General features: G+C 63.6%; 21 protein-coding genes, 9 tRNA genes and 2 pseudogenes. 20 read left to right on the top strand and 12 right to left on the bottom strand.

Annotation, left to right across the window (positions count from 1 at the left end):
* Positions 1–829 precede the first annotated feature (829 nt).
* Both QZH66_RS06955 and QZH66_RS06950 read left to right on the top strand, forming a co-directional pair.
* Positions 830–1,534: a hypothetical protein gene (locus tag QZH66_RS06955; RefSeq protein ID WP_305805218.1), complete on the top strand. Its 705-nt coding sequence runs from the start codon at positions 830–832 to the stop codon at positions 1,532–1,534.
* A 54-nt stretch (positions 1,535–1,588) separates the two neighbouring features.
* Entirely contained in the window at positions 1,589–2,863 is a 1,275-nt protein-coding gene (locus QZH66_RS06950; RefSeq protein ID WP_305805217.1) for an XVIPCD domain-containing protein, read from the top strand.
* A gap of 256 nt (positions 2,864–3,119) precedes the next feature.
* On the opposite strand, the gene QZH66_RS06945 is transcribed toward QZH66_RS06950, so the two are convergent.
* Complete coding sequence (locus QZH66_RS06945; RefSeq protein ID WP_305805216.1) at positions 3,120–3,434, bottom strand: hypothetical protein; 315 nt, start codon at positions 3,432–3,434, stop codon at positions 3,120–3,122.
* Positions 3,435–3,496: 62 nt separating this feature from the next.
* Entirely contained in the window at positions 3,497–3,736 is a 240-nt protein-coding gene (locus tag QZH66_RS06940; RefSeq protein WP_305805215.1) for a DUF1653 domain-containing protein, read from the bottom strand.
* Positions 3,737–3,894: 158 nt separating this feature from the next.
* On the opposite strand from QZH66_RS06940, the gene QZH66_RS06935 reads away from it, so the two are divergent.
* The 4 genes from QZH66_RS06935 (at position 3,895) to QZH66_RS06920 (ending at position 6,273) form a co-directional block, all read left to right on the top strand.
* Entirely contained in the window at positions 3,895–4,095 is a 201-nt protein-coding gene (locus QZH66_RS06935; RefSeq protein ID WP_305805214.1) for a hypothetical protein, read from the top strand.
* Positions 4,088–4,657: a tRNA adenosine(34) deaminase TadA gene (gene tadA / locus QZH66_RS06930; RefSeq protein WP_305805213.1), complete on the top strand. Its 570-nt coding sequence runs from the start codon at positions 4,088–4,090 to the stop codon at positions 4,655–4,657. The genes QZH66_RS06935 and tadA overlap by 8 nt, the downstream gene beginning before the upstream one ends.
* A 73-nt stretch (positions 4,658–4,730) precedes the next feature.
* Entirely contained in the window at positions 4,731–5,303 is a 573-nt protein-coding gene (gene orn / locus QZH66_RS06925) for an oligoribonuclease (RefSeq protein WP_305805212.1), read from the top strand.
* 97 nt (positions 5,304–5,400) lie between these two features.
* Positions 5,401–6,273: an EcsC family protein gene (locus QZH66_RS06920; protein ID WP_305805211.1), complete on the top strand. Its 873-nt coding sequence runs from the start codon at positions 5,401–5,403 to the stop codon at positions 6,271–6,273.
* A gap of 276 nt (positions 6,274–6,549) precedes the next feature.
* Here QZH66_RS06920 and ppsA read toward each other — a convergent pair whose 3' ends face one another.
* Positions 6,550–8,928: a phosphoenolpyruvate synthase gene (ppsA, locus tag QZH66_RS06915; protein WP_305805210.1), complete on the bottom strand. Its 2,379-nt coding sequence runs from the start codon at positions 8,926–8,928 to the stop codon at positions 6,550–6,552.
* Between the two features lie 208 nt (positions 8,929–9,136).
* On the opposite strand from ppsA, the gene QZH66_RS06910 reads away from it, so the two are divergent.
* From QZH66_RS06910 to QZH66_RS06860, 11 genes and pseudogenes are all read left to right on the top strand, one after another.
* Complete coding sequence (locus QZH66_RS06910) at positions 9,137–9,958, top strand: pyruvate, water dikinase regulatory protein (RefSeq protein ID WP_305805209.1); 822 nt, start codon at positions 9,137–9,139, stop codon at positions 9,956–9,958.
* A gap of 82 nt (positions 9,959–10,040) precedes the next feature.
* Positions 10,041–10,547: a DUF1249 domain-containing protein gene (locus QZH66_RS06905; protein ID WP_305805208.1), complete on the top strand. Its 507-nt coding sequence runs from the start codon at positions 10,041–10,043 to the stop codon at positions 10,545–10,547.
* Positions 10,548–10,602: 55 nt separating this feature from the next.
* Positions 10,603–11,091 carry an 8-oxo-dGTP diphosphatase gene (locus QZH66_RS06900; RefSeq protein WP_305805207.1) on the top strand — a complete coding sequence of 163 codons (489 nt, stop codon included), beginning with the start codon at positions 10,603–10,605 and terminating at the stop codon, positions 11,089–11,091.
* Between the two features lie 320 nt (positions 11,092–11,411).
* Entirely contained in the window at positions 11,412–12,026 is a 615-nt protein-coding gene (locus QZH66_RS06895; RefSeq protein WP_305805206.1) for a CDP-alcohol phosphatidyltransferase family protein, read from the top strand.
* Positions 12,027–12,082: 56 nt separating this feature from the next.
* Positions 12,083–13,123 carry a class III poly(R)-hydroxyalkanoic acid synthase subunit PhaE gene (gene phaE / locus QZH66_RS06890; RefSeq protein ID WP_305805225.1) on the top strand — a complete coding sequence of 347 codons (1,041 nt, stop codon included), beginning with the start codon at positions 12,083–12,085 and terminating at the stop codon, positions 13,121–13,123.
* Positions 13,120–14,190 (top strand): class III poly(R)-hydroxyalkanoic acid synthase subunit PhaC, encoded by a 1,071-nt coding sequence (locus QZH66_RS06885; protein WP_305805205.1) that lies wholly within the window; start codon positions 13,120–13,122, stop codon positions 14,188–14,190. Before phaE ends, QZH66_RS06885 begins: the two co-directional genes overlap by 4 nt.
* Positions 14,187–14,561 carry a DUF5329 domain-containing protein gene (locus QZH66_RS06880; RefSeq protein ID WP_305805204.1) on the top strand — a complete coding sequence of 125 codons (375 nt, stop codon included), beginning with the start codon at positions 14,187–14,189 and terminating at the stop codon, positions 14,559–14,561. Before QZH66_RS06885 ends, QZH66_RS06880 begins: the two co-directional genes overlap by 4 nt.
* Positions 14,562–14,651: 90 nt before the next feature.
* Positions 14,652–14,812 (top strand): annotated as a pseudogene (locus tag QZH66_RS06875) (stress-responsive transcriptional regulator).
* Positions 14,782–15,258, top strand: a complete 477-nt coding sequence (locus QZH66_RS06870; RefSeq protein WP_305805203.1) for a hypothetical protein — start codon at positions 14,782–14,784, stop codon at positions 15,256–15,258. The pseudogene QZH66_RS06875 and the gene QZH66_RS06870 overlap by 31 nt, the downstream one beginning before the upstream one ends.
* 141 nt (positions 15,259–15,399) lie before the next feature.
* Positions 15,400–15,615, top strand: coding sequence for a hypothetical protein (locus QZH66_RS06865; protein WP_305805202.1), 216 nt, complete (start codon positions 15,400–15,402; stop codon positions 15,613–15,615).
* A 137-nt stretch (positions 15,616–15,752) separates the two neighbouring features.
* Positions 15,753–18,214, top strand: a pseudogene (locus tag QZH66_RS06860) (Tex family protein).
* A 77-nt stretch (positions 18,215–18,291) separates the two neighbouring features.
* Here QZH66_RS06860 and QZH66_RS06855 read toward each other — a convergent pair.
* The gene (locus QZH66_RS06855) at positions 18,292–18,672 is read right to left on the bottom strand and encodes a response regulator (protein ID WP_305805201.1); all 381 of its coding nucleotides are present in this window, start codon (positions 18,670–18,672) and stop codon (positions 18,292–18,294) included.
* A gap of 124 nt (positions 18,673–18,796) precedes the next feature.
* Here QZH66_RS06855 and QZH66_RS06850 point away from each other — a divergent pair.
* Positions 18,797–18,883: transfer RNA gene (locus tag QZH66_RS06850), tRNA-Leu, on the top strand.
* Between the two features lie 675 nt (positions 18,884–19,558).
* Here the strand turns inward: QZH66_RS06850 and QZH66_RS06845 are convergent.
* The 8 genes from QZH66_RS06845 to QZH66_RS06810 all read right to left on the bottom strand — a co-directional run bounded on the left by QZH66_RS06845 (position 19,559) and on the right by QZH66_RS06810 (position 20,856).
* Positions 19,559–19,634 (bottom strand) — tRNA-Glu (locus QZH66_RS06845).
* Positions 19,635–19,682: 48 nt separating this feature from the next.
* A tRNA-Ala gene (locus QZH66_RS06840) sits at positions 19,683–19,758 on the bottom strand.
* A 160-nt stretch (positions 19,759–19,918) separates the two neighbouring features.
* Positions 19,919–19,994 (bottom strand) — tRNA-Glu (locus QZH66_RS06835).
* Positions 19,995–20,048: 54 nt separating this feature from the next.
* Positions 20,049–20,124, bottom strand: a tRNA-Ala gene (locus tag QZH66_RS06830).
* A 160-nt stretch (positions 20,125–20,284) separates the two neighbouring features.
* Positions 20,285–20,360: transfer RNA gene (locus QZH66_RS06825), tRNA-Glu, on the bottom strand.
* 54 nt (positions 20,361–20,414) lie between these two features.
* Positions 20,415–20,490, bottom strand: a tRNA-Ala gene (locus QZH66_RS06820).
* 160 nt (positions 20,491–20,650) lie between these two features.
* Positions 20,651–20,726 (bottom strand) — tRNA-Glu (locus QZH66_RS06815).
* Between the two features lie 54 nt (positions 20,727–20,780).
* Positions 20,781–20,856: transfer RNA gene (locus tag QZH66_RS06810), tRNA-Ala, on the bottom strand.
* Between the two features lie 220 nt (positions 20,857–21,076).
* Between QZH66_RS06810 and QZH66_RS06805 the strand changes: the two genes are divergently transcribed.
* A complete protein-coding gene (locus QZH66_RS06805; RefSeq protein WP_305805200.1) occupies positions 21,077–21,475 on the top strand; it encodes a DUF4124 domain-containing protein in 399 nt (132 codons plus the stop codon).
* A 128-nt stretch (positions 21,476–21,603) separates the two neighbouring features.
* Entirely contained in the window at positions 21,604–21,894 is a 291-nt protein-coding gene (locus QZH66_RS06800; RefSeq protein ID WP_305805199.1) for a hypothetical protein, read from the top strand.
* Positions 21,895–21,910: the final 16 nt, after the last annotated feature.

The following is a 21,910-nucleotide window of genomic DNA, read 5'->3' as shown; positions in this document are numbered from 1 at the left end:
GCAGATAGGCGGCGCGGCGGGCGCGCAGCCGGGCCCACAGGGGCAGCCGCCTGGGTCTTATACGCCTGGGGCTGCTACCAACTCAAGCAATAGTGGCAGTGACCAACATGTCCAGCAGACGGGCCGGAGGATTGCGATAGCCCAACAAAACTCCTCGGTTAATTCATCTCCGAAAGGAAAATTCGGCAACGCCGATTCCATATAGGATTATTGCATGGGTTTTACGATTATATGATGACTAAATTCCTTTTTTTTGTGTTTATTATGTTTACTCCGATTCTGGCCTTTGCCGAAGGCGGTTGCCCTCCTGGCATGTATCCAATAGGAGGCCAAGGTGTGCAGGGGTGTGCGCCAATTTCTACTGGCGGGGGGGCGGCCTCGTCAGGACCGGTTGCAACCGGCCGGTGGGAAACACGTTGGGGCGCGGTTGCCGAGGGTTCGACTGATTTGAACGGTCCAACCGCAACCGGGGTAGCTGTTTCCCAAAAGTCCAAGCGGGCCGCGCTGGCTCTGGCGCTTAGTGAGTGTAAGCGTGGAGGAGGAAGTAATTGCAAGATTCGAATCGCCTATCACAATCAGTGTGTGGCGATCGCAGATCCGACGGAAGCGGCGAGGAACAAAGGCGCAAGCACGTCTAGTATCGTGCGCGCAGAAACACTTGAGCAGTCATCACGCATGGCCATGGATAGGTGCGAAGGCGGTCGCGTCATACAAGAGTGCGAAATTGTATATTCTGCTTGTAGTAAGTCTGAGTTTAGATATTTCTAATAACGTGGTGCTTTGGAAAATATGGTTTTCCATAGGGTCTTAAAAAGGAGCGTTATTGCCCATGAAATATCTTCCTGTCGTCCTGGGGGCGGTTCTTGCGACCGCTGCTGCCACGGCCTGCAATTCCCAGCCGCCCGGGGTGGTGGCTGCGTCCGCGGCAGCAGCCCCGGTAACAACGCCTGCGCAGGATGCGGGTGGGTCGAATATGCAATTGAAGGAGGCTGGATTGATGGAAATGGAACGCAGCGCGGCCAAGGATGATGCGAAGGCATTTGTGCCAGCAGGGGCGAGGCTGCTGGAAATCAGCAAGGGCGATCTCAACGGTGATGGCATTGGCGATGCGTTACTGGTTATTGATCGGCCGGCACCCGACAAGTTGGCTGCTGGCGACGACGGTTCGAACCGCATCGTGATGCTGGTGCTGGGCAGTGCCGATGGGAAATGGCACCCGGCCGCTGGCAATGACAAGTTGGTGCCGTGTTCTACCTGCGGTGGGGTGATGGGTGATCCTTTCGGCTATACGCGCGTGTTCGTGGGCGGCTTCACTGTTGTCAACAGCGGTGGCAGCCGCGAGCGCTGGACCGATTCCTATACGTTCCGCTATGCGCCTGCTGAAAAGGCATGGTGGTTGGAATCGGTGAGCCGGCAGGTCATCGATACCGATACCGACGCGGAAACCAAAAAGGATTTCACGGCAGCCGAGCTCGGCAAGGTGCGGTTTGAGGATTTCGATCCGTCCAGCGTGCCGGAGGTGACGCTGCCGTAATCGTGCACCGCCAGGAGACGGGGTTGTTCACGCGGGTCAACCAGGAGTTTCATCATGTCAAAGGACAGGGAGTTGCAGTTGTTGCAGGAGGCCATGCGGGCAGGGATCACCTCGCCGCGCGAACTGGCCAACTTCATGGCGCAGGTGGGGCACGAGTCCAGCGGGCTGAACCGTCTGGAAGAAGGCTTCCGCTATACGCGGGATATTTCGCAGATCCCGGTGGCATCGGCCATGCGCCAAGGCCCGGAGGCGCTGGAAGCAGCCCGGCTGGAGGCGTTGCGTGGCCGCCCCGAATCCCTAGGCGATCTGATGTATGGCGGTCGCATGGGCAACAACCAGTCCGGTGATGGCTATCTGTACCGCGGTCGCGGCTATATGCAGCTGACAGGCAAAGAGAATTACGGGAAGGCCGGGCGGGCGCTGGGCCTGGACCTGGTCAAACACCCCGAGCTGGCAGCGCAGCCGGAACACGCCGCGCGAATTGCGGTGTGGTACTGGGAAAGCCGCGTGCTGGAAGTGTCGCGAGAGGACGTGCGTGGCGCCACGCGTGCCATCAATGGTGGCCTCAATGGTCTGGATGATCGCCAGCGGCGTTTCGAGGCATGGGAGCGCGAGCTGACCCCGGATGTCATGGAACGTTTGGGACGCGGTGAAGTGGGGCAGCCGACCCGCGCAGCGGTCGCAGCCGGCGCCGATGCGCTGGCCGATGGAGTACTGCGTAAGGGCGAGCGTGGGGAATCGGTGCGTGAGTTGCAGCAGATGCTGCGTGCGCAGGGGATCCGCGATAAGCATGGACACGAACTGTGTGTTGATGCCGATTACGGCAACCGCACCGTGGACGCGGTCCAGGAATTCCAGCGCAACCACGGTCTGCAAGCCGACGGTATTGCCGGGCCGGCGGCACTGGGCAAGCTGCGTGCACTAAGCCAGTCGCAGGAGCAGGGCGTCGCACTGATGTCCGACCCGGCCCACCCGGGTAACCGGCTGTTCCAGCAGGCGATGGGCAGGCTGGAAGCATTGGCGCCGCAGGCAGGTTTCCACAACCGCCGGGCCTTGGAAAATACAGCCGGGCAAATCGCGCTGGAGGCGCAGGCCAGCGGCTTGAGTCGCATCGACCACGTGGTCTCCAGCCAGGATGGCAAGGGGTTGATCGCGGTGCAGGGCGAGATGAACGATCCGGCGATGCGTCGCGTGCTCGTCGAACGCGACGAGGCGGTGCAGCAGCCGCTGGAGCTGAGCAGTCCGCGCTTGGCCCAAGAGGCGCAAGGCCGCGATGAACTGCTGGCGGCCAATCGCCAGCAGGAACACACCCGCGCCATATTGATGTAGCGGCAACGATGGGGTGTCGGTGCCTGGCGTCGACACCTCGCTGCGGGCCGACATAGATGCGTGTCCAGAAGCTGGACCACAGCAGGTCAGGTTGAGCCAGGCTTCGCCACATCCGTCGTTCTACCGCATCGAAACCTACGAAACGTGTTTATCCCGAGCTGTGCGGTAACGGTGCGATAGCCGAACGACTGCCCTGCCTAGATCAACTGCTTGAGTGGCGCAGCCAACTCGGCGTTCACCTTGGCCGGTTTGCAATTCACGGCGCGTGGGGCCACGGCCACCACTGGCAGAGCTTGGTCATCGGCTCCACCACGTCATCGTCCTGCAGCCGCTGTGGGACCGGAAGCATCAACTCTCGTCCCTTCCCGGCAGGGAGGCCCGCTTTTTGCGGGCGACGATCTCCGGCATGCCTCGCCGTAGGCGTCCTGGAAATCCTTGAGCTGGGTTTGTACTGCTCGCGCGCATCCTCGGGCTTGGCCGGCAGCGCGTTCTCCAGGACACGCTTGCCGTCTTCATCCCAGCCCCCGGTCTCGGCCGGCGTCAGCTCGAACTGGCGACTGGCGGCGGCCACGGTCCTGCATTCCCGCGATTGGGCTGTCATTGCCAGCGTGGGCGTTACGGCAATTTATCCATTCAAGTGCCGGGCGCGACCGGCGCAAAGCGCGGCTGCAATTGCCCGTCCACTTCAACCTGCGCGACAAACATCGCATAAGGCCGTACCCACAGGCCGACATCGGAATCCAGCGGGCGATACAGCACCATCGGCTCCAGGGTTTCGCTGTGGCGGACCACACCGACCACCTCGTAGTTGCCGCCTTTGAAGTGGCGGTAGTGACCCGGTGCGATCGGGGGCAGGGCGGACAGGACGTGCATGGGCGATCTCGCATGAACAGGCAACGTGGCCGGCAGTGGCGGCCGCCATAGAGTATCCCGCGGCCGTCCGTGGCCTGCGGGGAATGGCGGCCACGTCCCCCGGCGTGGGCTAAACTTGCATGGCGATTGCCGGCATGTGGCCGGCCGCCGGAGTCCCCATGTCCTCGCCTATCCGTAACGCCGTGCCGCCGTTGAACCATGCACAAATGTGTGCCGCCAAGGCTGCGCCGGTGTTGGGGATGGGGCATCGCGGTTCTGGAGAGGCGGTCCGCCGCCTGTCGCGGGCTGCGGCACCTGTCCAGCCCTGCACCTCCGGCGCCTTCGAGCCGTTTTTTTGCCAAGCCAATGGCCATGATTGAGCGCTTGCCCCCACCTCCGCCGCTGGGCACACCGGTGCATGACCAGGATGAGGACTGGATGTGTCACGCATTGGCGTTGGCCGATCGCGCGCAACGCGAGTTCAACGAAATCCCGGTGGGTGCGGTGCTGGTGAGTGCCGACGGCAAGGTGCTGGGCGAGGGCTGGAACCTCAACATCGCCGACCATGATCCCAGCGCCCATGCCGAGATCGTGGCGATGCGCACCGCGGGCAGGGCACTTGGCAATCACCGGTTGCTCGGCAGCACGCTGTACGTGACGCTGGAGCCGTGCGCGATGTGCGCGATGGCCATCGTGCACGCGCGGGTGGCGCGGCTGGTGTATGCGGCCAGCGACCCCAAAACCGGCGCCTGCGGCAGCGTGTTCGATCTGCTCGGCGATTCACGGCACAACCATCGCGTGGAAATCCATGGGGGCGTACTGGCCAAGGAGGCCAGCACACGATTGACCAATTATTTCCGTGCCAAACGCGGCAAGCCACCGCTGCTGCTCGCGCAGGCGGGCACGGCCGCAAGCCGGTCCGACGACGGAGCGCTGACGTGATGGCGTTATCATGTGCATCTTTCCAAAACCCCGGTTGCCGCTGCGGCGCGTGACCCCAGCACAAGGCAGACACATGGCGGACAACGGCGCAGAAGGTGAACGATTGATCTGGATCGATCTGGAGATGACCGGTCTGGATACCGACAACGACTCGATCATCGAAATCGCCACGGTAGTCACCGATGCGCAGCTGAATGTGCTGGCCGAAGGTCCCCAGTTCGCGATCCATCATCCGCTTGAACGTCTGGAAGGCATGGACGAATGGAACCGCAACCAGCATCGCCGCTCCGGCCTGTGGCAGCGTGTGGTGGACAGCACCGTGACAATGGGCCAAGCCGAAGCCCAGACGGTGACGTTCCTGACAACGTGGATCAAGGCGGGCGCCTCGCCGATGTGCGGCAACTCGATCTGCCAGGATCGGCGCTTCCTGCACCGGCAGATGCCGCGTCTGGAAAAGTATTTCCACTATCGCAATCTGGATGTCTCCACGGTCAAGGAACTGGCCCGGCGTTGGGCGCCGTCGGTCGCTTCCGGCTTCAACAAGACCTCCAGCCATACCGCGCTGAGTGATGTGCACGATTCGATCGCCGAGCTGCGCCATTACCGCAACTTCATGGGTGCCTTGTCAGGCCTGCAAACCGCCTGATCGGCGGCGTACACCATTTGCACCCGGGATCGCGTGGATGCGCTGGTGATCTCGCTGCTGGCGCGAAACAGGCGCCGGCGGCGCTATCATTCCGGCCATGAAGGGCACTGACGCATTGCCGCCTTCGCCCGGGTCTTCGATCCTGCCAACCGCGCAGGACTGGGCCGAGTTGCGACGTGCGGTCGCGTTGCTGGAATCGCCGACCCTGACGGCGAAGATGGCCAACCTGATCGGCTCGCCGCTGGAATTTGCGGTCAATCGCCTGCCGCAGCCGGTCTCACGCCGGATCCATGGAGCGGTCGAAGCCGCGCTGTTCAAGTCCGCCCAGGCCGCGCTGTGGAGCATGGACAATACGCCAGGCAAGCAGGCGTCCACCCGCTGGCACACGCTGGCCGCGGCCACATCAGGCGCGATCGGTGGCGCGTTCGGTTTCGCTGCGCTGTTTGTCGAGCTGCCGGTGTCGACGATGATCATGATGCGCTCCGTTGCCGACGTGGCCCGCAGCGAAGGCTTCGACCTGGGTGAAATGGCCACGCGCCACGCCTGTCTGGAGGTATTCGCGCTGGGCGGAAATTCAGCCAGGGACGATGCCAGCGAGACCGGCTATTACATCACCCGTGGATTTACCGCCGAAGTGATGCGGCACCTGTCGGCGGAACTTGCCGGACGCGCCGCAGGCGGCGGGAGCGTGATGATCGGGATGTCGCCGAAGGAGGCCGGCAAGTGGTTGGCCAAAATCGTGGAGAAGGTTGCTGCACGTTTCGGCGTGGTGGTGACCGAGAAGTTTGCCGCGCAGGCCGTGCCGGTGATTGGCGCGGCCACGGGTGCAACACTAAATGCGATGTTCATCGACTATTACCAGGACATGGCGCGTGGCCACTTCATCGAGCGTCGGCTGGAACGCCGCTACGGTTATGAAACCGTGCGGGTGGCGTACGACCTGCTGGCCGCCGAACAGTCGGCCATATAGCTCGAAACGGTGGCGCGAAGCCGCGTCGGCGCGCCTGATCCGGTTGCCGCTCACGGTGGCCGAGGCGGAAGGCCGGCCGGTTGTCCCTCTTCACTGCGAAGCCCGGGCGTCTGCGGCCGACTCACAGCGGAAATACACACGGTTGCGGGCGGGTTGTCCGCGTCGCCGCTGGACCGCGCGCCCGGCAGGCCGGTTCTCTCGCAGGGTCATCGGGCGCACGCCATAGAAACCAGACCCCGCCGTAGCGGGGTCTGGTTCTGTCTCAATAACCGAAGGTCAATCCTTGGCCTTCAGCGTGGCCAGGCGCAGCCAGGTGTCGACCACCGTATCGGGATTCAGCGACAGCGACTCGATTCCTTCCTGCATCAGCCATTCGGCCAGATCCGGGTGATCGGACGGCCCCTGGCCGCAGATACCGATGTACTTGCCCTTGGCGCGTGCCGACTTGATCGCCATCGACAGCAGTTTCTTCACCGCCGGGTTCCGTTCGTCGAACAGGTGCGCGACGACCGACGAATCGCGGTCCAGGCCCAGGGTCAGCTGGGTCAGGTCGTTGGAGCCGATCGAGAAGCCGTCGAAGATGTCCAGGAACTCGTCGGCCAGCAGTGCGTTGGACGGCACTTCGCACATCATGATGATCTTCAGGCCGTTCTCACCCTGCTTGAGGCCATTCTGTTCCAGTACCTCGACGACCTTGCGGCCTTCCTCCAGGGTGCGCACGAACGGGATCATCACCCACAGGTTGTCCAGGCCCATCTCGTTGCGCACGCGCAGCACGGCCTTGCACTCCAGCGCGAAGGCGGCCGAGAAGCTCGGGTCGACATAGCGGCTGGCGCCGCGGAAGCCGATCATCGGGTTCTCTTCATGCGGCTCGTAATTGCTGCCGCCGATCAGGTTGGCGTACTCGTTGGACTTGAAGTCCGACAGGCGCACGATCACCGGGTTCGGCGCGACCGAGGCGGTCAGGGTGGCGATGCCTTCGGCCAGACGGTTGACATAGAAGCTGACCGGATCGGCGTAGCCGGCGATCTTCTCGTCGATCTTCTTCCTGGTCGCCGCATCCTGCTTGGCGTACTCCAGCAGCGCATTGGGATGGATGCCGATGTGGCTGGCGATGATCATTTCCAGGCGGGCCAGGCCGATGCCGGCATTGGGCAGCTGGCCGAAGTCGAAGGCCCGTTCCGGGTTGGCCACGTTCATCATGATCTTCAGCGGCGCCGGCGGCATGTTGCCCAGATCCGTGGTGGCGCGCTCGAAGCCCAGCTTGCCTTCGTAGATGACGCCGGTGTCGCCCTCGGCACAACTGACGGTGACTTCCTGGCCGTCCTGGATCGCCTGGGTGGCGTTGCCGGAACCGACCACGGCCGGTACGCCGAGCTCACGGGCAATGATCGCGGCGTGGCAGGTACGGCCGCCGCGGTTGGTGACGATGGCCGAAGCGCGCTTCATCACCGGCTCCCAATCGGGGTCGGTCATGTCGGCGATCAGCACGTCACCGGGCTGCACGTGGGCCATGTCGTCCAGGGTGCGCACCACCCGCGCGGTTCCGGAGCCGATCTTGGCGCCCACTGCACGGCCTTCCGCCAGCACCTTGCCGCCCTTTTCGGTCAACGCGAAACGCTCGATCTGGGTGGCGTGGCCACGCGACTTCACCGTCTCCGGACGCGCCTGCACGATGAACAGCTTGCCGCTGACACCGTCCTTGGCCCACTCGATATCCATCGGGCGGCCGTAGTGCTTCTCGATGACCAGGGCCTGCCTGGACAGTTCCTGCACGTCCTCGTCACTGATCGAGAAGGTGTTGCGCAGTTCGGCCGGGGTGTCTTCGATGCGCACGCGCTCGCCGGGCACATCCGAATACACCATGCGGATCGCCTTGGAACCCAGCGAGCGGCGCAGGATCGCCGGCTTGCCGGCATTCAGCGTGGGCTTGTAGACATAGAACTCGTCCGGGTTGACCGCCCCCTGCACGACCATTTCGCCCAGGCCGAACGAGGAGGTGACAAACACCACGTCACGGAAGCCGGACTCGGTATCCAGGGTGAACAGCACGCCGGAGGAACCCACGCCCGAGCGCACCATCAGCTGCACGCCGGCGGACAGGAACACGTCCTCGTGCTTGAAGCCGTGGTGCACACGGTAGGCGATCGCACGATCGTTGTAGAGGCTGGCGAACACTTCCTTGACCTTGTGCACGACATCGTCGGCACCGGTCACGTTGAGGAAGGTTTCCTGCTGGCCGGCGAAAGACGCATCGGGCAGGTCTTCGGCCGTGGCCGAGGAACGCACCGCCACCGCGACTTCGCCGCCGCCGTTTTCAGCACACAACTGGCTGTAGGCGGTGCGGATGTCCTGGTCCAGCTGCGGCTGCAGCGGGGCATCGGCCACCCAGCCGCGGATTTCCTTGCCGGCTGCGGTCAGCGCGTTGACGTCTTCGACATCCAGCGTGGCCAGCCTGTCGAAAATACGCTTGGACAGATCGTTATGGGCGATAAAACCCTTGAACGCTTCCGAGGTCGTGGCGTAACCGCCAGGAACCGAGACGCCCAGACCGGCCAGATGGCCGATCATTTCGCCCAGGGACGAATTTTTGCCGCCGACGCGGGCCAGGTCGGCCAGGCGCAGTTCGTGCAACCACAGGATGTTCTCGTTCAAGCGCGATGCTCCATTTGGCCATCGCCCGAGGCGGGCTGGCTGGCCACGTCCGTAGGAAGAAGCCGACATGATGCAGTGCACACCAAATCGGCACAAGCTTGTGACGATACTTTGTCTTGTGCTTGTCCTGACCGGGACAGGTGACGGTACTCTTCCACTTTCACTTTCACTTTCGCGCGCACCCCCCTTCATGAGTGAGGATTCGAGCATGGCGGCAATACGCCCGGTGTTCTACGTTTCCGATGGCACCGGTATCACCGCCGAAACCATTGGCCACAGCCTGCTGACCCAGTTCAGCGGATTCAGTTTTGTCACGGACCGGATGTCGTTCATCGACGACGCGGAGAAGGCGCATGAGGCTGCCGCCCGGATCCGCGCGGCGGGCGAGCGCTACCAGGTGCGGCCGATCGTGGTCAGCTCCTGCGTCGATTCGCAGCTGGGCCGGATACTGGAAGAGAGCGGGGGGCTGATGCTGGACGTGTTCGCGCCCTTCATCGAGCCGCTGGAGCGCGAGCTGGATGCGGCGCGGCTGTCCAAAGTGGGCCAGGCGCACGGCATGGTCGATTTTGAGACCTACCACCGCCGCATCAATGCGATGAACTTCGCGCTGACCCATGACGATGGCATGGCCGTGAACTATGACGATGCCGATGTGGTCCTGGTGGCGGTGTCGCGCGCCGGCAAGACCCCGACCTGCATCTATCTGGCGATGCACTACGGCATCCGCGCGGCCAACTATCCGTTGACCGAGGAGGATCTGGAGCACGACCGCCTGCCGCCGCGGCTGCGCCCGTACCGCAAGAAACTGTTCGCGTTGACGATCGACCCGGACCGGCTGCAGCAGATCCGCCAGGAACGGCGGCCGGATTCGCGCTACGCCAGTCTCGAAACCTGCAAGCGCGAAGTGGCCGCGGCCGAAACCATGTTCCGCATGGAGCGCATTCCCACGTTGAGCACCACCCATACCTCGATCGAGGAAATCTCCAGCAAGGTGCTCGGCACGCTGGAACTGCAACGGGAAATGTACTGAGCCCGGCCAGGGGGCGGTAAGCGGCACCTGCGACGCCTGTCGCGGGCTGCCGTCGCCACAGGCCTGCGTGTAGGATCGGCACATGACAGTGATACGTCCCCGCAGTGGTCGCATTCCCCGGCTGAGTCGCCTCAGCTGGCTGATGGGCCTGTACGCGGAGAACTACCGGCACCTGACCCGGCTGTTCGCTCCGGACCGGCTGCACGCCGGCAGCCATGTCTCATCCATCGGCGATGGCGTGGATGTGCGCCTGGACGTGATCGAATGCCATCGCTACACGGTGGAATTGCGCCTGACCTACGACATCTGTGATCCGCTGACCGGCCAGCCCGATCCTTCGGCCTATGTGCGTCTGTACCGCGATGCGCGGCAGGCCGAGACCACCCACTGCTACGTTGGCCGTCGCTGGCAGGATGTGGTCGGCATGTTTCCGCCGCCCGATGAACTGATCAGCCATCGCATGCGCATGAACACCTTCCTCGGCAAGTGGCTGCAATACCTGGCCGAGCGCGGCCACGGCGTGGCCACTCTGCGGGCGGTGGATGATGCGGTGGCCCCGGCCCGCAGCCCGCTGGCCCTGGTGCGCTGAGCCAGCGCGTTTGATCGGTCATACTGCCGGCCTGTTTACGCCATTACCGATCCCGATGCCCTACACCCCGATTCTTGCCACCCTGGGTTACGTGTTGTCTGCCGATGGCACCCAGGCGTTGATGATCCACCGCAACATGCGTCCGGGTGACATCCATCTGGGCAAGTACAACGGGCTCGGCGGCAAGATCGAAGCCGATGAAGACGTCTTGCACGGCATGCATCGCGAAATCCGCGAGGAGGCCGGTATCGAATGTGGCACCACGCGCCTGCGCGGCACCATCAGCTGGCCCGGATTCGGCAAGAACGGGGAAGACTGGTTCGCCTTCGTATTCGTCATCGACGATTTCACCGGTACGCCGCTGGAGGTCAACCCGGAAGGCACGCTGGAATGGGTGCCGGTGGACCAGATCCAGTCGTTGCCGTTGTGGGAGGGCGATCAGCATTTCCTGCCGCTGGTATTCGATCAGGATCCGCGTCCGTTCCACGGGGTGATGCCATACCGCGATGGCCGGATGCAGTCGTGGCGTTATTCGCGCCTGTAACCGCGGAGACGTGCGGCATTGCGCTCATCCACGTGTGGCCCTGTGGTCGCCAGGCGGGGAGGGCCGGAATGCAGGCGAGGTATCGCCAACCGATCAGCCCATGCGCTTCCCGGCGCCGCCAGCGCATTGGGCCGCGCCGTCACCGCTTGTCCACAACCGGTGTGGATGAAACCTTGGCAAGGCTGTGGATAAGCCGCTGCAGCCGTTGCGGGGCATCACTGTCAAGATGCGTGGTGAATTTCTCGCCAGGCGCACAGCGTGCGCTGTCGTGATGATGCGGCGCGCGTTACTCTTTGGACCTTCCCGTCACGCGGTTACCTATGAAACGCCACTTTTCGATGTTGCGGGAGTTCCACCTTGCGGACTGGTTCACGCTGGCCAACGCCTTCTGCGGTACCGGCGCGGTTTTTGCGGCGATGCGTTTCCTGCAGGATGGCCAGCGCGGGTTCCTGCTGTTCGGCATGGCACTGATTCCCGCCGCGTTCGTGTTCGATGCCCTTGATGGCCGGGTCGCCCGCTGGCGCCAAACCTCGTCCACGCTGGGACGTGAGCTGGATTCGCTGGCCGACATCGTTTCCTTCGGGGTCGCCCCGGCTGCCCTGGCCTACGCCTGCGGCATGCAGGGCGGCTGGGACTGGCTGGTGCTCAGTTACTTCGTATGCTGCGGGGTCAGCCGGCTGGCGCGCTACAACGTCACCGCGGAGGAAATCGCCGGTGACGCGGACAAGGTGCCGTATTTCGAAGGCACCCCGATTCCCACCAGCCTGGGGCTGGTGATCATACTGGCCGTGGCCGCCCACCTGGGCGCCATCGGGCCGGCGCTATGGTGGGGCACCTGGCAGTTGGGCCCGTGGCAGTTGCACCCGCTGGTACTGCTGTTCGCGCTGTCCGGCTCGCTGATGATCAGCAAGACCCTGCGCATTCCCAAGCCCTGACCCTCGCGGCCTGCTGGCCGGTTGCTATCATCACCGGACAATCCGGGAGAGTGGCGATGGCAGCGGGCAGCAGCGGCGGAACAGGCGATTTCGATGCCCTGATCCGGGAGTACTGGAACAATTGGGGCGACGCCCTGCGCAAAGGCACGCCCGCCGATGCCGCGGCACCCGGCGCCATGCCGTGGCAGGACAGCATCGAAAAATGGAGCCAGTTGCTGGGAACCGGCAATGCCGGCGGCGTCGACGATGTCGTGCGGCGATTCCGCGGGCAGGCGGGCGATTGGCTGGGCACCATGCATCAGGTGGCCGCGCAGTTTGCCGGCCGCGACAGCAGCAGTGCCGAGGTGGCCGCGGCGTGGCGCGAGGCCGTGCTCGGGCAAGGCGATGGCATGCTGCGCTGGATGCTGGACGCCGCGCGCGGTGGCAACACGCTGACCGACCAGCCCTGGATCCGCGAGTTTTCGCGACTGCTGCAAGGGGGCTTCAGTGAAAGCGACCCGTGGCTGGGTGCGCCCACCTTTGGCCCGGCCCGCGAACACCAGGCGCGCTGGCAGGCCTTGCTGAAAATCCAGCAGCAGTACAAAGCGCGGGCCGAGGCCTACGTCACCCAGATCCGTGCGGTGCTGGAAGATGCCTTCCAGCTGTTCGAAGCACGCCTGGGTGAACACGAAACGGCCGGCAGCCAGCTCACCAGCGCCCGCGCCCTGTTCGACCTGTGGATAGACGCGGCCGAAGAGGCCTATGCCAAGGTCGCGCTGTCCGAGGAATTCCGCGACATCTACGCCGAGCTGGCCAATGCGCAGATGCGCCTGCGCGCGGCCACCCAGCACGAGCTGGAAAAGGCCTGCGAGTCGATCGGTGTTCCCACCCGCAGCGAAATGGATACGGCCTATCGCAAGATCGCCGAACTGGAACGGCTGGTAAGGCGGATGGCGACCGCGGCACCGCCTGATGCAAAACCGACCGCACCGCCGAAGGTGAAGCCTGCTACGGCGAGGACGAAGTCTCCGCCAGCGGCCAGGGCAAAGCCGTCGGCCGCGAAGCCGGCAAGCCCGCGTGCACGCAAGCGCGCCCCGGCAGGCGGGACGCCGAAATGAAGGGGCCGCTCGGTTTCAATACGGACGACCTGCTGCAGGAGACGCTGGCGATGCAGCGCAAGCTGCTGGAAGGCTTCAAGATGCTGCCGGGCGTGGAGGACGTCGATTACGGTGTCACCGAACGGCGCGAGGTCTGGAGTGACGGCAAGGTCAAGCTGTACCGTTTTATCGGCAGCGGCGAGCCGAGCCGACAACCGCCGCTGCTGATCGTCTACGCGCTGGTCAACCGCCCTTACATGGTCGACCTGCAGGACGGCCGGTCACTGGTGCAGAAGCTGCTGGAACTGGGGCAGGACGTGTATGTGCTGGACTGGGGCTATCCGGATCGCTCCGAACGTTTCCTGACCCTGGAAGACTACCTGCTGCGCTACATCGACGGGGCCGTGGACCATCTGCGGGCACTCGATGATGACGCGCCGGTCAATCTGCTGGGGATCTGCCAGGGCGGGGTGTTCTCGCTGTGCTATGCCACGCTGCGCCCGCACAAGGTGCGCAATCTGGTCACGATGGTGACTCCGGTGGATTTCCAGACGCCGGACAACATGCTGTCCAACTGGGCGCGGAAAGTGGACGTGGACCTGTTCGTCGACACCCTGGGCAATATCCCGGCCGACCTGATGAATGCCAGCTACCTGATGCTCAAGCCGTTCCGGCTCAATGTGCAGAAATACGTCGGCCTGCTGGACATCCTCGATGACAAGACCGCGCTGGAGGATTTCCTGCGCATGGAAAAGTGGATTTTCGATTCGCCCGATCTGGCGGGCGAGGCCTTCCGCGAGTTCATCAAACAGTTCTACCAGCAGAACGGCCTGATGAAAGGCACCGTGCATATCGGCGAAGAGCCGGTCGATCTGGCCCGGCTGACCCTGCCGGTGCTCAACATCTATGCCGAACAGGACCATCTGGTGCCGCCGGATGCCTCCCGCGCGATGGCAGACAGGGTGGGGAGCAAGGACTACACCGAACTGGGCTTCCGCGGCGGCCATATCGGGATCTACGTTTCCGGGCGCGCCCAGCGGGAAGTTCCCGCGGCGATCCACAACTGGTTGCAGCCGCGCAGCCGATGATTTCCATCTGCCGGATCGGCATCGCCGTGTTGATGCTCGCCTGCGCGGGTGCTTCGAACGCGGCGGCCGGGGCGGTCGCACAGCGCGAGATCACCGGCCTGATATCGGCGCTGGAAAGTTCGCACTGCCGTTTCCAGCGCAACGGCCGCTGGTACGACGGCACCGCCGCGCGGGCGCATCTGCAGCGCAAATACGACTACCTGGCCAAACGCGATCTGGTTGACAGCGCCGAACAGTTCATCGAACGGGCGGCCAGCCGCAGCAGCATGAGCGGCCAGCCCTACCGCGTGGCGTGCCCGGGACAGCCCGAACAGGAGGCGTCGCGCTGGTTCGGCGAACAGTTGCGGGCATTGCGGCAGCAGGCCCGCTGAATGGCACGGGGAATGGATATGACCATCCGTCGCCGGAGCCGGCCGATTGACGCCTGCTCCCAAGCGCTGTCACGGTTGTCGAGTGATCGCATGATGGCGCCGGTGGGCCCGGTGGCATCGCCCATCACCATGGCTGGAATCGTGCGCGGTTGCGCGCGGCGTGGGTGCCCGTCTGGATCGCTTCGGCCACATTTCCCGGCATTCCGGTGGATCTGATCCTGTGGCCAGCGATCCGCGACCAGACCGATTGATCCTTCCGCCATGGCTGCTGGGGCTGCTGCAGCTGCTGGGCGCACTGTGGACCAGCCCCAATACGTTGTTGGGACTGGTCGCCGGATTGGCCGGAATGCCGGCCGGCGCGCGCATGCAGTGGAGTTGCCGCGAACGTGCACTGGTGTTCCGGCAGTGGCCATGGGGGCCGGGCGGGGCGATCACCCTGGGCAACGTGATTCTCACGACCGGAAGTACGCTGGAGGTCAGGTGCCATACCTATGAGCACCGTGCCGGACGCTGCCGGCATCGCCTGGTACGCCTGGACGATCACGAGCGCGCCCATGTCTACCAGTACCTGGTGCTGGGACCGCTGTTTCTACCGGTGTATCTGCTGTGTGGTGGCGTGAGCGTGCGCAATCCGTTTGAACGTGCCGCCGACCACTATGCATTGCACGGTCATGGCTGGTGGCCCGGCCGACACTGAAGCCCGGCTCGCGCGCCGGCAGCAAAGGTGCAATCACCCCGTCATCCGCGGGCAATACGCACGCGCTTTCATGTACATCCCGATAACGCCCACCTGCGTATCGTGCGCGGGTTTTCGATGCAACAGGAGTACTGATCCACCATGACAGTTGTTCTCTATATCGGTGGCAGCAAGGACGGCGACAAGGGCGTGGTGCCCTACGGCTTCAGCAAGACCCGCGCCGAGACCGCGCACGGCCCGGAGGTGTATGTCGAGCGCATGATGAGCGTCGATGGACGTGGCCAGATGCGGGTGATGGCGCTGGAAACCCTGCGCGAAGAGATCGTCTGCCAGCGGCTCACTCAACACCTGCGCTGAAGGATGCGTGTTGATCTGGCCGTATCCGCTGATACCCGCATGTGCGACAGGTTCGCCCATCGCTGTCAACGGCTTTCCCCCGCCCGCATGCGTTGCCAGAATGGCGGCTTTCCGTAACGTGGCTCCGGCCGGAAGCAATGCAAGACATCAAGCTCGCGCAGCAGATCGCCCAGACCATCGCCGACGAGATCGGCGCCCAGACCGCCCAGGCCCAGGCTGCCATCGCGCTGCTGGATGAAGGCGCCAGCGTTCCGTTCATTGCCCGCTACCGCAAGGAAATCACCGGCGGGCTGGACGACACCCAGCTGCGCAACCTGGAAGTGCGCCTGACCTATCTGCGCGAGCTGGAAGATCGGCGCGCCGCGGTGCTGTCCAGTATCCAGGAGCAGGGCAAGCTCAGCGACGAATTGCGCGGAGAAATCCTCGGCGCCGNGAGCTGGAAGATCGGCGCGCCGCGGTGCTGTCCAGTATCCAGGAGCAGGGCAAGCTCAGCGACGAATTGCGCGGAGAAATCCTCGGCGCCGACACCAAGTCGCGCCTGGAAGATCTGTACCTGCCATACAAACCCAAGCGCCGCACCCGCGCGCAGATCGCCCGCGAGGCAGGACTGGAACCGCTGGCCGATGGTCTGCTGGCCGACCCCGATCTGGACCCGCAGGTCTTTGCCGCCGGTTTCGTCGATGCCGGAAAGGGCGTGGCCGATCCCAAGGCCGCGCTGGAAGGTGCCCGTGCGATCCTGATGGAGCGCTGGGGCGAAGACGCCACACTGGTGGGTGAACTGCGCAACTGGCTGGGCGAAGTGGGCGTCATCCGCGCGCGCGTAGCCGAAGGCAAGGAAGAGCAGGGCGCCAAGTACCGCGACTACTTCGAGCACGCCGAATCGCTGGCGAAGATTCCCTCGCACCGGCTGCTGGCGCTGTTCCGTGCCCGCCGCGAGGAAATCCTGTTCCTGGAGCTGGATCCTGGCAACGAAGCCGAGGCTGGCCACCAGTACGCGGAAGGGCGGGTGGCCTACAGCGCGGGCATCACCGACAAGGGCCGCCCCGCTGACCGCTGGCTGCTCGACGCCTGTCGCCTGACCTGGCGCGCCAAGCTGCACATGCACCTGTTGCTGGACCTGTTCAACCAGGCGCGCGAAAAAGCCGAGGCCGAGGCCATCACCGTGTTCGGTGACAACCTCAAAGACCTGCTGCTGGCCGCGCCCGCCGGGCCGAAGACCGTGCTCGGACTGGATCCGGGCATCCGCACCGGCTGCAAGATCGCCGTGGTCGACGCCACCGGCAAGCTGGTGGCCACCGACACCATCTACCCGCACGAGCCGCGTCGCCAGTGGGAGCAGTCGTTGCAGACGCTCAAACAGCTGTGTGCCACGCACAACGTCGAGCTGATCGCGATCGGCAACGGCACCGCCAGCCGCGAGACCGACAAGCTTGCCGGCGAGGTGATCAAGGCGCTGGGCGAGGGCAAGCTGCAGAAGATCGTGGTCAGCGAAGCGGGGGCCTCGGTGTATTCGGCCTCGGAGTTCGCCGCCAGGGAGTTCCCGGACCTGGACGTGTCGATCCGGGGCGCGGTGTCGATCGCACGGCGGCTGCAGGATCCGTTGGCCGAACTGGTCAAGATCGAGCCCAAGGCGATCGGCGTGGGGCAGTACCAGCACGATGTGGACCAGTACCGGCTGGCCCGCGCCCTGGAGGCGCGGGTGGAAGACTGCGTCAATGCCGTGGGTGTGCACGTCAATACCGCGTCCGCGGCATTGCTGGCGCGCGTGTCCGGCCTGTCCTCGACGGTGGCCGAAAACATCGTGCGCCACCGCGACGAAAATGGCCCTTTCAAACGTCGCAAGGAACTGCTCAAGGTGCCGCGCCTGGGCGACAAGACCTTCGAGCAGTGCGCCGGTTTCCTGCGCATTGCCGATGGCGACGAGCCGCTGGATGCCTCGGCCGTGCATCCGGAAGCCTATCCGGTGGTCGAGCGCATCGTTGCGGCTACCGCGCGCCCGATCAAGGCGATGCTGGGGGATGGCAGCTTCCTGCGCAGCCTGAAGGCCGAGCAGTTCACCGATGAAAAGTTCGGTGTGCCGACAGTGCGCGACATCCTCAAGGAACTGGAAAAGCCGGGCCGCGATCCCCGCCCCGAATTCAAGGCCGCCCGCTTTGCCGAGGGCGTGGAACAGATCAAGGACCTGCGCGAAGGCATGATCCTGGAAGGGGTGGTCAGCAACGTCGCCGCGTTCGGTGCCTTTGTCGACATCGGCGTGCACCAGGATGGCCTGATCCACATCTCGGCGCTGTCGGACACCTACGTCAAGGACCCGCGCGATGTGGTCAAGGCCGGTGATATCGTCAAGGTGAAGGTGCTGGAAGTGGATGTGGTGCGCAAGCGCATTGCACTCACCTGTCGCCTGGAAGACAGCCCGGCATCGGCAAAGCCGGCGGCGGGTGCCGATGCGCGCACGGGGCAGGGCGCAGGTCCGCGACGTGACGGTGTCGGCAACCGTGGCGGCGGACGTCCACTATCGCCAGGACGCGGAGCTGTTGCACCCGCCCCCGCGAACAATGCACTGGCCGATGCTTTTGCACGCGCCAGGCGTGGCAGCTGACCGCAACTGTCGCCTCAATGGAAAAGGCCCCGATCGCCGGGGCCTTTTGCTTCACCACACAACCGCGCTGGCCAACCTCACGACTGCGCGGGTGTCAGCTCCAATGCCTTCAACAGGGCCCGGGTCAGATCGGCACTCAGATAGGGCTTGGTCAGCATCACGCTGGTACGGAACACTTCGGGTACCTGGCCCGGGTCCATGCCGGTCGCCAGTACGAACGGCGTGCCGCGTTCGCGCAGCGATTGCGCGACGGGATCACTGCGCTCATTCCCGGCCAGCCAGTAATCCAGAAAAGCCACCTGCGGCTCATGCTGGTCCAGCATCGCCAGCGCTTCTTTGACGGTGGCGGCAATACCGATCACCTGGGCGCCCAGGCTCGACAGCTGCAGCTGCAACAGGGTGGCATTCATTTCATCATTTTCGACAACCAGTACCCGCACATCGCGCAGTCCACTCATTAGCATTTCCCCGTTCAAACCAGCGCATCGAGTATAACGGCGCGGACGCCCGGAGAAGTTGCAGGTTTCCCCGCCGAAAGCCTGCCCAAGCGCGGGAAGGTTGGGTATACTTCCCCGCCTGCCAGCCGAAGTGGCGGAATCGGTAGACGCAGCGGATTCAAAATCCGCCGCCCTTAAAAGCGTGGGGGTTCGAGTCCCCCCTTCGGCACCAACGCACAACATCAAGGGTTGAACCTCGCGGTTCAGCCCTTTTTGTTTGCCTGCGAGGCCAGCCCGCATGAATGGTGACGGAGTTCGGACCTGCGCGGCGCCTGTATCCGATATCCAGGCGCACGCCATTCCGCGACCGGATCATGCAACGGATCACATGCAGTGCCACCGCCACCGCCACCGCCGCAGTACTGTGCGACAGCGCATTGAGCTTTGGGCACTGGCCCCAATCATCCTTGATGTCCCCTGCCTGGAAGGCGCGGTGCCGCTGCTGGGGCGCAGTACGTGTACCGATAGAATTACGCGCCTCAGCAGTCGTACTCTGCGAGCGACATCGCCGATATCGCGCGTGAGGAGGGAAATGGGCTCTGCCGGGCCGAAAACGGGCGCCTCATCGGCAAGCATCGATCACGACCTTCGCTGGGGCTCAGTGGTGCATGTGGCCCCCGGGGGGGGGGGGGGGCGCGGCCCCGGCCCGGGCCCCGCCCCCCCCCCCGCGGGCCCCCGGCACCCCTGGGCCCCCGGGGGGGGGGGCGGGGTGTTGGGTCGCACTACGCGAAAAGCGGCTGTCCGCTGTTGCGCGAAATCCGGCTTCGCCTTCGATGAGGCGACCATCGCCAGCCGCGATGGCCAGACAATAAAAAAGCCCTGAACTGGTCAGGGCTTTTCTTCAAACTGGCGTCCCCACGGGGATTCGAACCCCGGTCGCCACCGTGAAAGGGTGATGTCCTAGGCCTCTAGACGATGGGGACGCGTAAACCGAATTTTCCCTTGCCAGACAGGCCTAATGCCTGGAAAGTTGGTGGAGCCAGGCGGGATCGAACCGCCGACCTCCTGCATGCCATGCAGGCGCTCTCCCAGCTGAGCTATGGCCCCACGATGTTGCTGCGAGCCGACTATGATATCGACTTTTTCACGAAAAAGAAACAGTTTCATGAAAATTTTTCGCTTACCGCTGCTTCAACCCCGAAGAGGATAAAAAGCACTTGCCGCAACAAAAAAGACCCGTCTGATCGGGTCTCGATTGTCTTGATGATGGCGTCCCCACGGGGATTCGAACCCCGGTCGCCACCGTGAAAGGGTGATGTCCTAGGCCTCTAGACGATGGGGACGCGTAAACTCATCAAGTTGTACCTTCGCGATCCGGACGGCCTATTGCCCGGAGTTGGTGGAGCCAGGCGGGATCGAACCGCCGACCTCCTGCATGCCATGCAGGCGCTCTCCCAGCTGAGCTATGGCCCCACGATGTTGCTGCGAGCCGACTATGATATCGACTTTTTCACGAAAAAGAAACAGTTTCATGAAAATTTTTCGCTTACCGCTGCTTCAACCCCGAAGAGGATAAAAAGCACTTGCCGCAACAAAAAAGACCCGTCTGATCGGGTCTCGATTGTCTTGATGATGGCGTCCCCACGGGGATTCGAACCCCGGTCGCCACCGTGAAAGGGTGATGTCCTAGGCCTCTAGACGATGGGGACGCGTAAACTCATCAAGTTGTACCTTCGCGATCCGGACGGCCTATTGCCCGGATTTGGTGGAGCCAGGCGGGATCGAACCGCCGACCTCCTGCATGCCATGCAGGCGCTCTCCCAGCTGAGCTATGGCCCCACGATGTTGCTGCGAGCCGACTATGATATCGACTTTTTCACGAAAAAGAAACAGTTTCATGAAAATTTTTCGCTTACCGCTGCTTCAACCCCGAAGAGGATAAAAAGCACTTGCCGCAACAAAAAAGACCCGTCTGATCGGGTCTCGATTGTCTTGATGATGGCGTCCCCACGGGGATTCGAACCCCGGTCGCCACCGTGAAAGGGTGATGTCCTAGGCCTCTAGACGATGGGGACGCGTAAACTCATCAAGTTGTACCTTCGCGATCCGGACGGCCTATTGCCCGGATTTGGTGGAGCCAGGCGGGATCGAACCGCCGACCTCCTGCATGCCATGCAGGCGCTCTCCCAGCTGAGCTATGGCCCCACTTCGCTGAGAACGAAATGATAGCCGGGGCGTTTTTCCTTCGCAAGCAGTTTCTTGCAAAAAACTTCGCATGCAGCTCTTCAAGCAAAATCCAGCACTGTTGTGACCGGCCGCGGCGGCATCGCATGATGGGTCGGCACGTCTGTTTTTACCGCTTCCAACGCAGCGTCGCTGGCCCGGTGCGACCCGCACTGGCCGCACTACTAAGGAGAAGGAATTCATGGATGTTCGTCTCATCATCGCGTTGATGGCACTGGCAGCAACGGCCAACGCGCAACAGGTCCACAAGTGCGTCGAAGGCGGCAACGCCATCTACCAGTCCGCGCCCTGCAGTAGCGGCGCACCGGTCAAATCGTGGGATGCACACGCAGCTGCAGATCGCTCGGTCGATGAGGTGCATCGACTGGAACGTATCCGCCGGGATTTGGCCGTTCGCAATCCACCACATGATCGCCGTCGCAACTACCGCGTACCGGGACGTACAACCCGCACGGTGGCGCCAACGCAATGCGAGGCCACCCGGGCCCAGCGCGCTGCGGCCTATGAAAAGGCGGGGATGAAACGTTCGTTCCAGCTGTCGAGCTATTGGGACAACCGGGTGCAGCAGGCCTGCAAATAGCCGCCGGGCTGAAGCAGGGCTGAGGAGCAGTCGCTTATGCGCGCACTTTTCACGTCGACGCACGGATGCCCAGCGCTAAGTAGCCAAGGGATTCAGATGGTCTGAATCCACTGACGGAGAACCTTGCGATGCCCAGCACCCATCATGTTGCCGCTGCGTGCAGTGCCGCCTTTCTGGCGGTGGTCATGCAGACCGCGATCGCCGCCCCCCCGGATACCGTTCTCTATAGAGTTCCGTTGCCGGCCTACAACGAGATGGACAAAGACAAGAATGGAGTCGTCACCTTGCCGGAGATCGACGTCTACCCCCCGGAAATCGCAGCGCGTCTTCGCCAATGCGACACCAACAAGGATCTGAAGTTGAGCCGGGAGGAATACGACAGGTGCGAGATGGCAGCGCACCATCCGGCCAAGAAGTGAGCGGTTGCGATTACGG

It is taken from the genome of Stenotrophomonas sp. YIM B06876, from assembly GCF_030711595.1.
Lineage (GTDB): Bacteria > Pseudomonadota > Gammaproteobacteria > Xanthomonadales > Xanthomonadaceae > Stenotrophomonas.
This window is presented reverse-complemented; position numbering and strand designations above follow the sequence as displayed.

What these genes read in the sequence shown, in the direction of transcription:
- phaE (WP_305805225.1), top strand. Translation starts at nt 12,083, where the DNA reads ATGGCAGCGGGCAGCAGCGGCGGAACAGGCGATTTCGATGCCCTGATC.
- QZH66_RS06895 (WP_305805206.1), top strand. Translation starts at nt 11,412, where the DNA reads ATGAAACGCCACTTTTCGATGTTGCGGGAGTTCCACCTTGCGGACTGG.
- QZH66_RS06880 (WP_305805204.1), top strand. Translation starts at nt 14,187, where the DNA reads ATGATTTCCATCTGCCGGATCGGCATCGCCGTGTTGATGCTCGCCTGC.
- tadA (WP_305805213.1), top strand. Translation starts at nt 4,088, where the DNA reads ATGATTGAGCGCTTGCCCCCACCTCCGCCGCTGGGCACACCGGTGCAT.
- QZH66_RS06935 (WP_305805214.1), top strand. Translation starts at nt 3,895, where the DNA reads ATGTCCTCGCCTATCCGTAACGCCGTGCCGCCGTTGAACCATGCACAA.
- QZH66_RS06920 (WP_305805211.1), top strand. Translation starts at nt 5,401, where the DNA reads ATGAAGGGCACTGACGCATTGCCGCCTTCGCCCGGGTCTTCGATCCTG.
- QZH66_RS06950 (WP_305805217.1), top strand. Translation starts at nt 1,589, where the DNA reads ATGTCAAAGGACAGGGAGTTGCAGTTGTTGCAGGAGGCCATGCGGGCA.
- QZH66_RS06955 (WP_305805218.1), top strand. Translation starts at nt 830, where the DNA reads ATGAAATATCTTCCTGTCGTCCTGGGGGCGGTTCTTGCGACCGCTGCT.
- QZH66_RS06800 (WP_305805199.1), top strand. Translation starts at nt 21,604, where the DNA reads ATGCCCAGCACCCATCATGTTGCCGCTGCGTGCAGTGCCGCCTTTCTG.
- QZH66_RS06900 (WP_305805207.1), top strand. Translation starts at nt 10,603, where the DNA reads ATGCCCTACACCCCGATTCTTGCCACCCTGGGTTACGTGTTGTCTGCC.
- orn (WP_305805212.1), top strand. Translation starts at nt 4,731, where the DNA reads ATGGCGGACAACGGCGCAGAAGGTGAACGATTGATCTGGATCGATCTG.
- QZH66_RS06855 (WP_305805201.1), bottom strand. Translation starts at nt 18,672, where the DNA reads ATGAGTGGACTGCGCGATGTGCGGGTACTGGTTGTCGAAAATGATGAA.
- QZH66_RS06805 (WP_305805200.1), top strand. Translation starts at nt 21,077, where the DNA reads ATGGATGTTCGTCTCATCATCGCGTTGATGGCACTGGCAGCAACGGCC.
- QZH66_RS06865 (WP_305805202.1), top strand. Translation starts at nt 15,400, where the DNA reads ATGACAGTTGTTCTCTATATCGGTGGCAGCAAGGACGGCGACAAGGGC.
- QZH66_RS06940 (WP_305805215.1), bottom strand. Translation starts at nt 3,736, where the DNA reads ATGCACGTCCTGTCCGCCCTGCCCCCGATCGCACCGGGTCACTACCGC.
- QZH66_RS06910 (WP_305805209.1), top strand. Translation starts at nt 9,137, where the DNA reads ATGGCGGCAATACGCCCGGTGTTCTACGTTTCCGATGGCACCGGTATC.
- QZH66_RS06885 (WP_305805205.1), top strand. Translation starts at nt 13,120, where the DNA reads ATGAAGGGGCCGCTCGGTTTCAATACGGACGACCTGCTGCAGGAGACG.
- QZH66_RS06905 (WP_305805208.1), top strand. Translation starts at nt 10,041, where the DNA reads ATGACAGTGATACGTCCCCGCAGTGGTCGCATTCCCCGGCTGAGTCGC.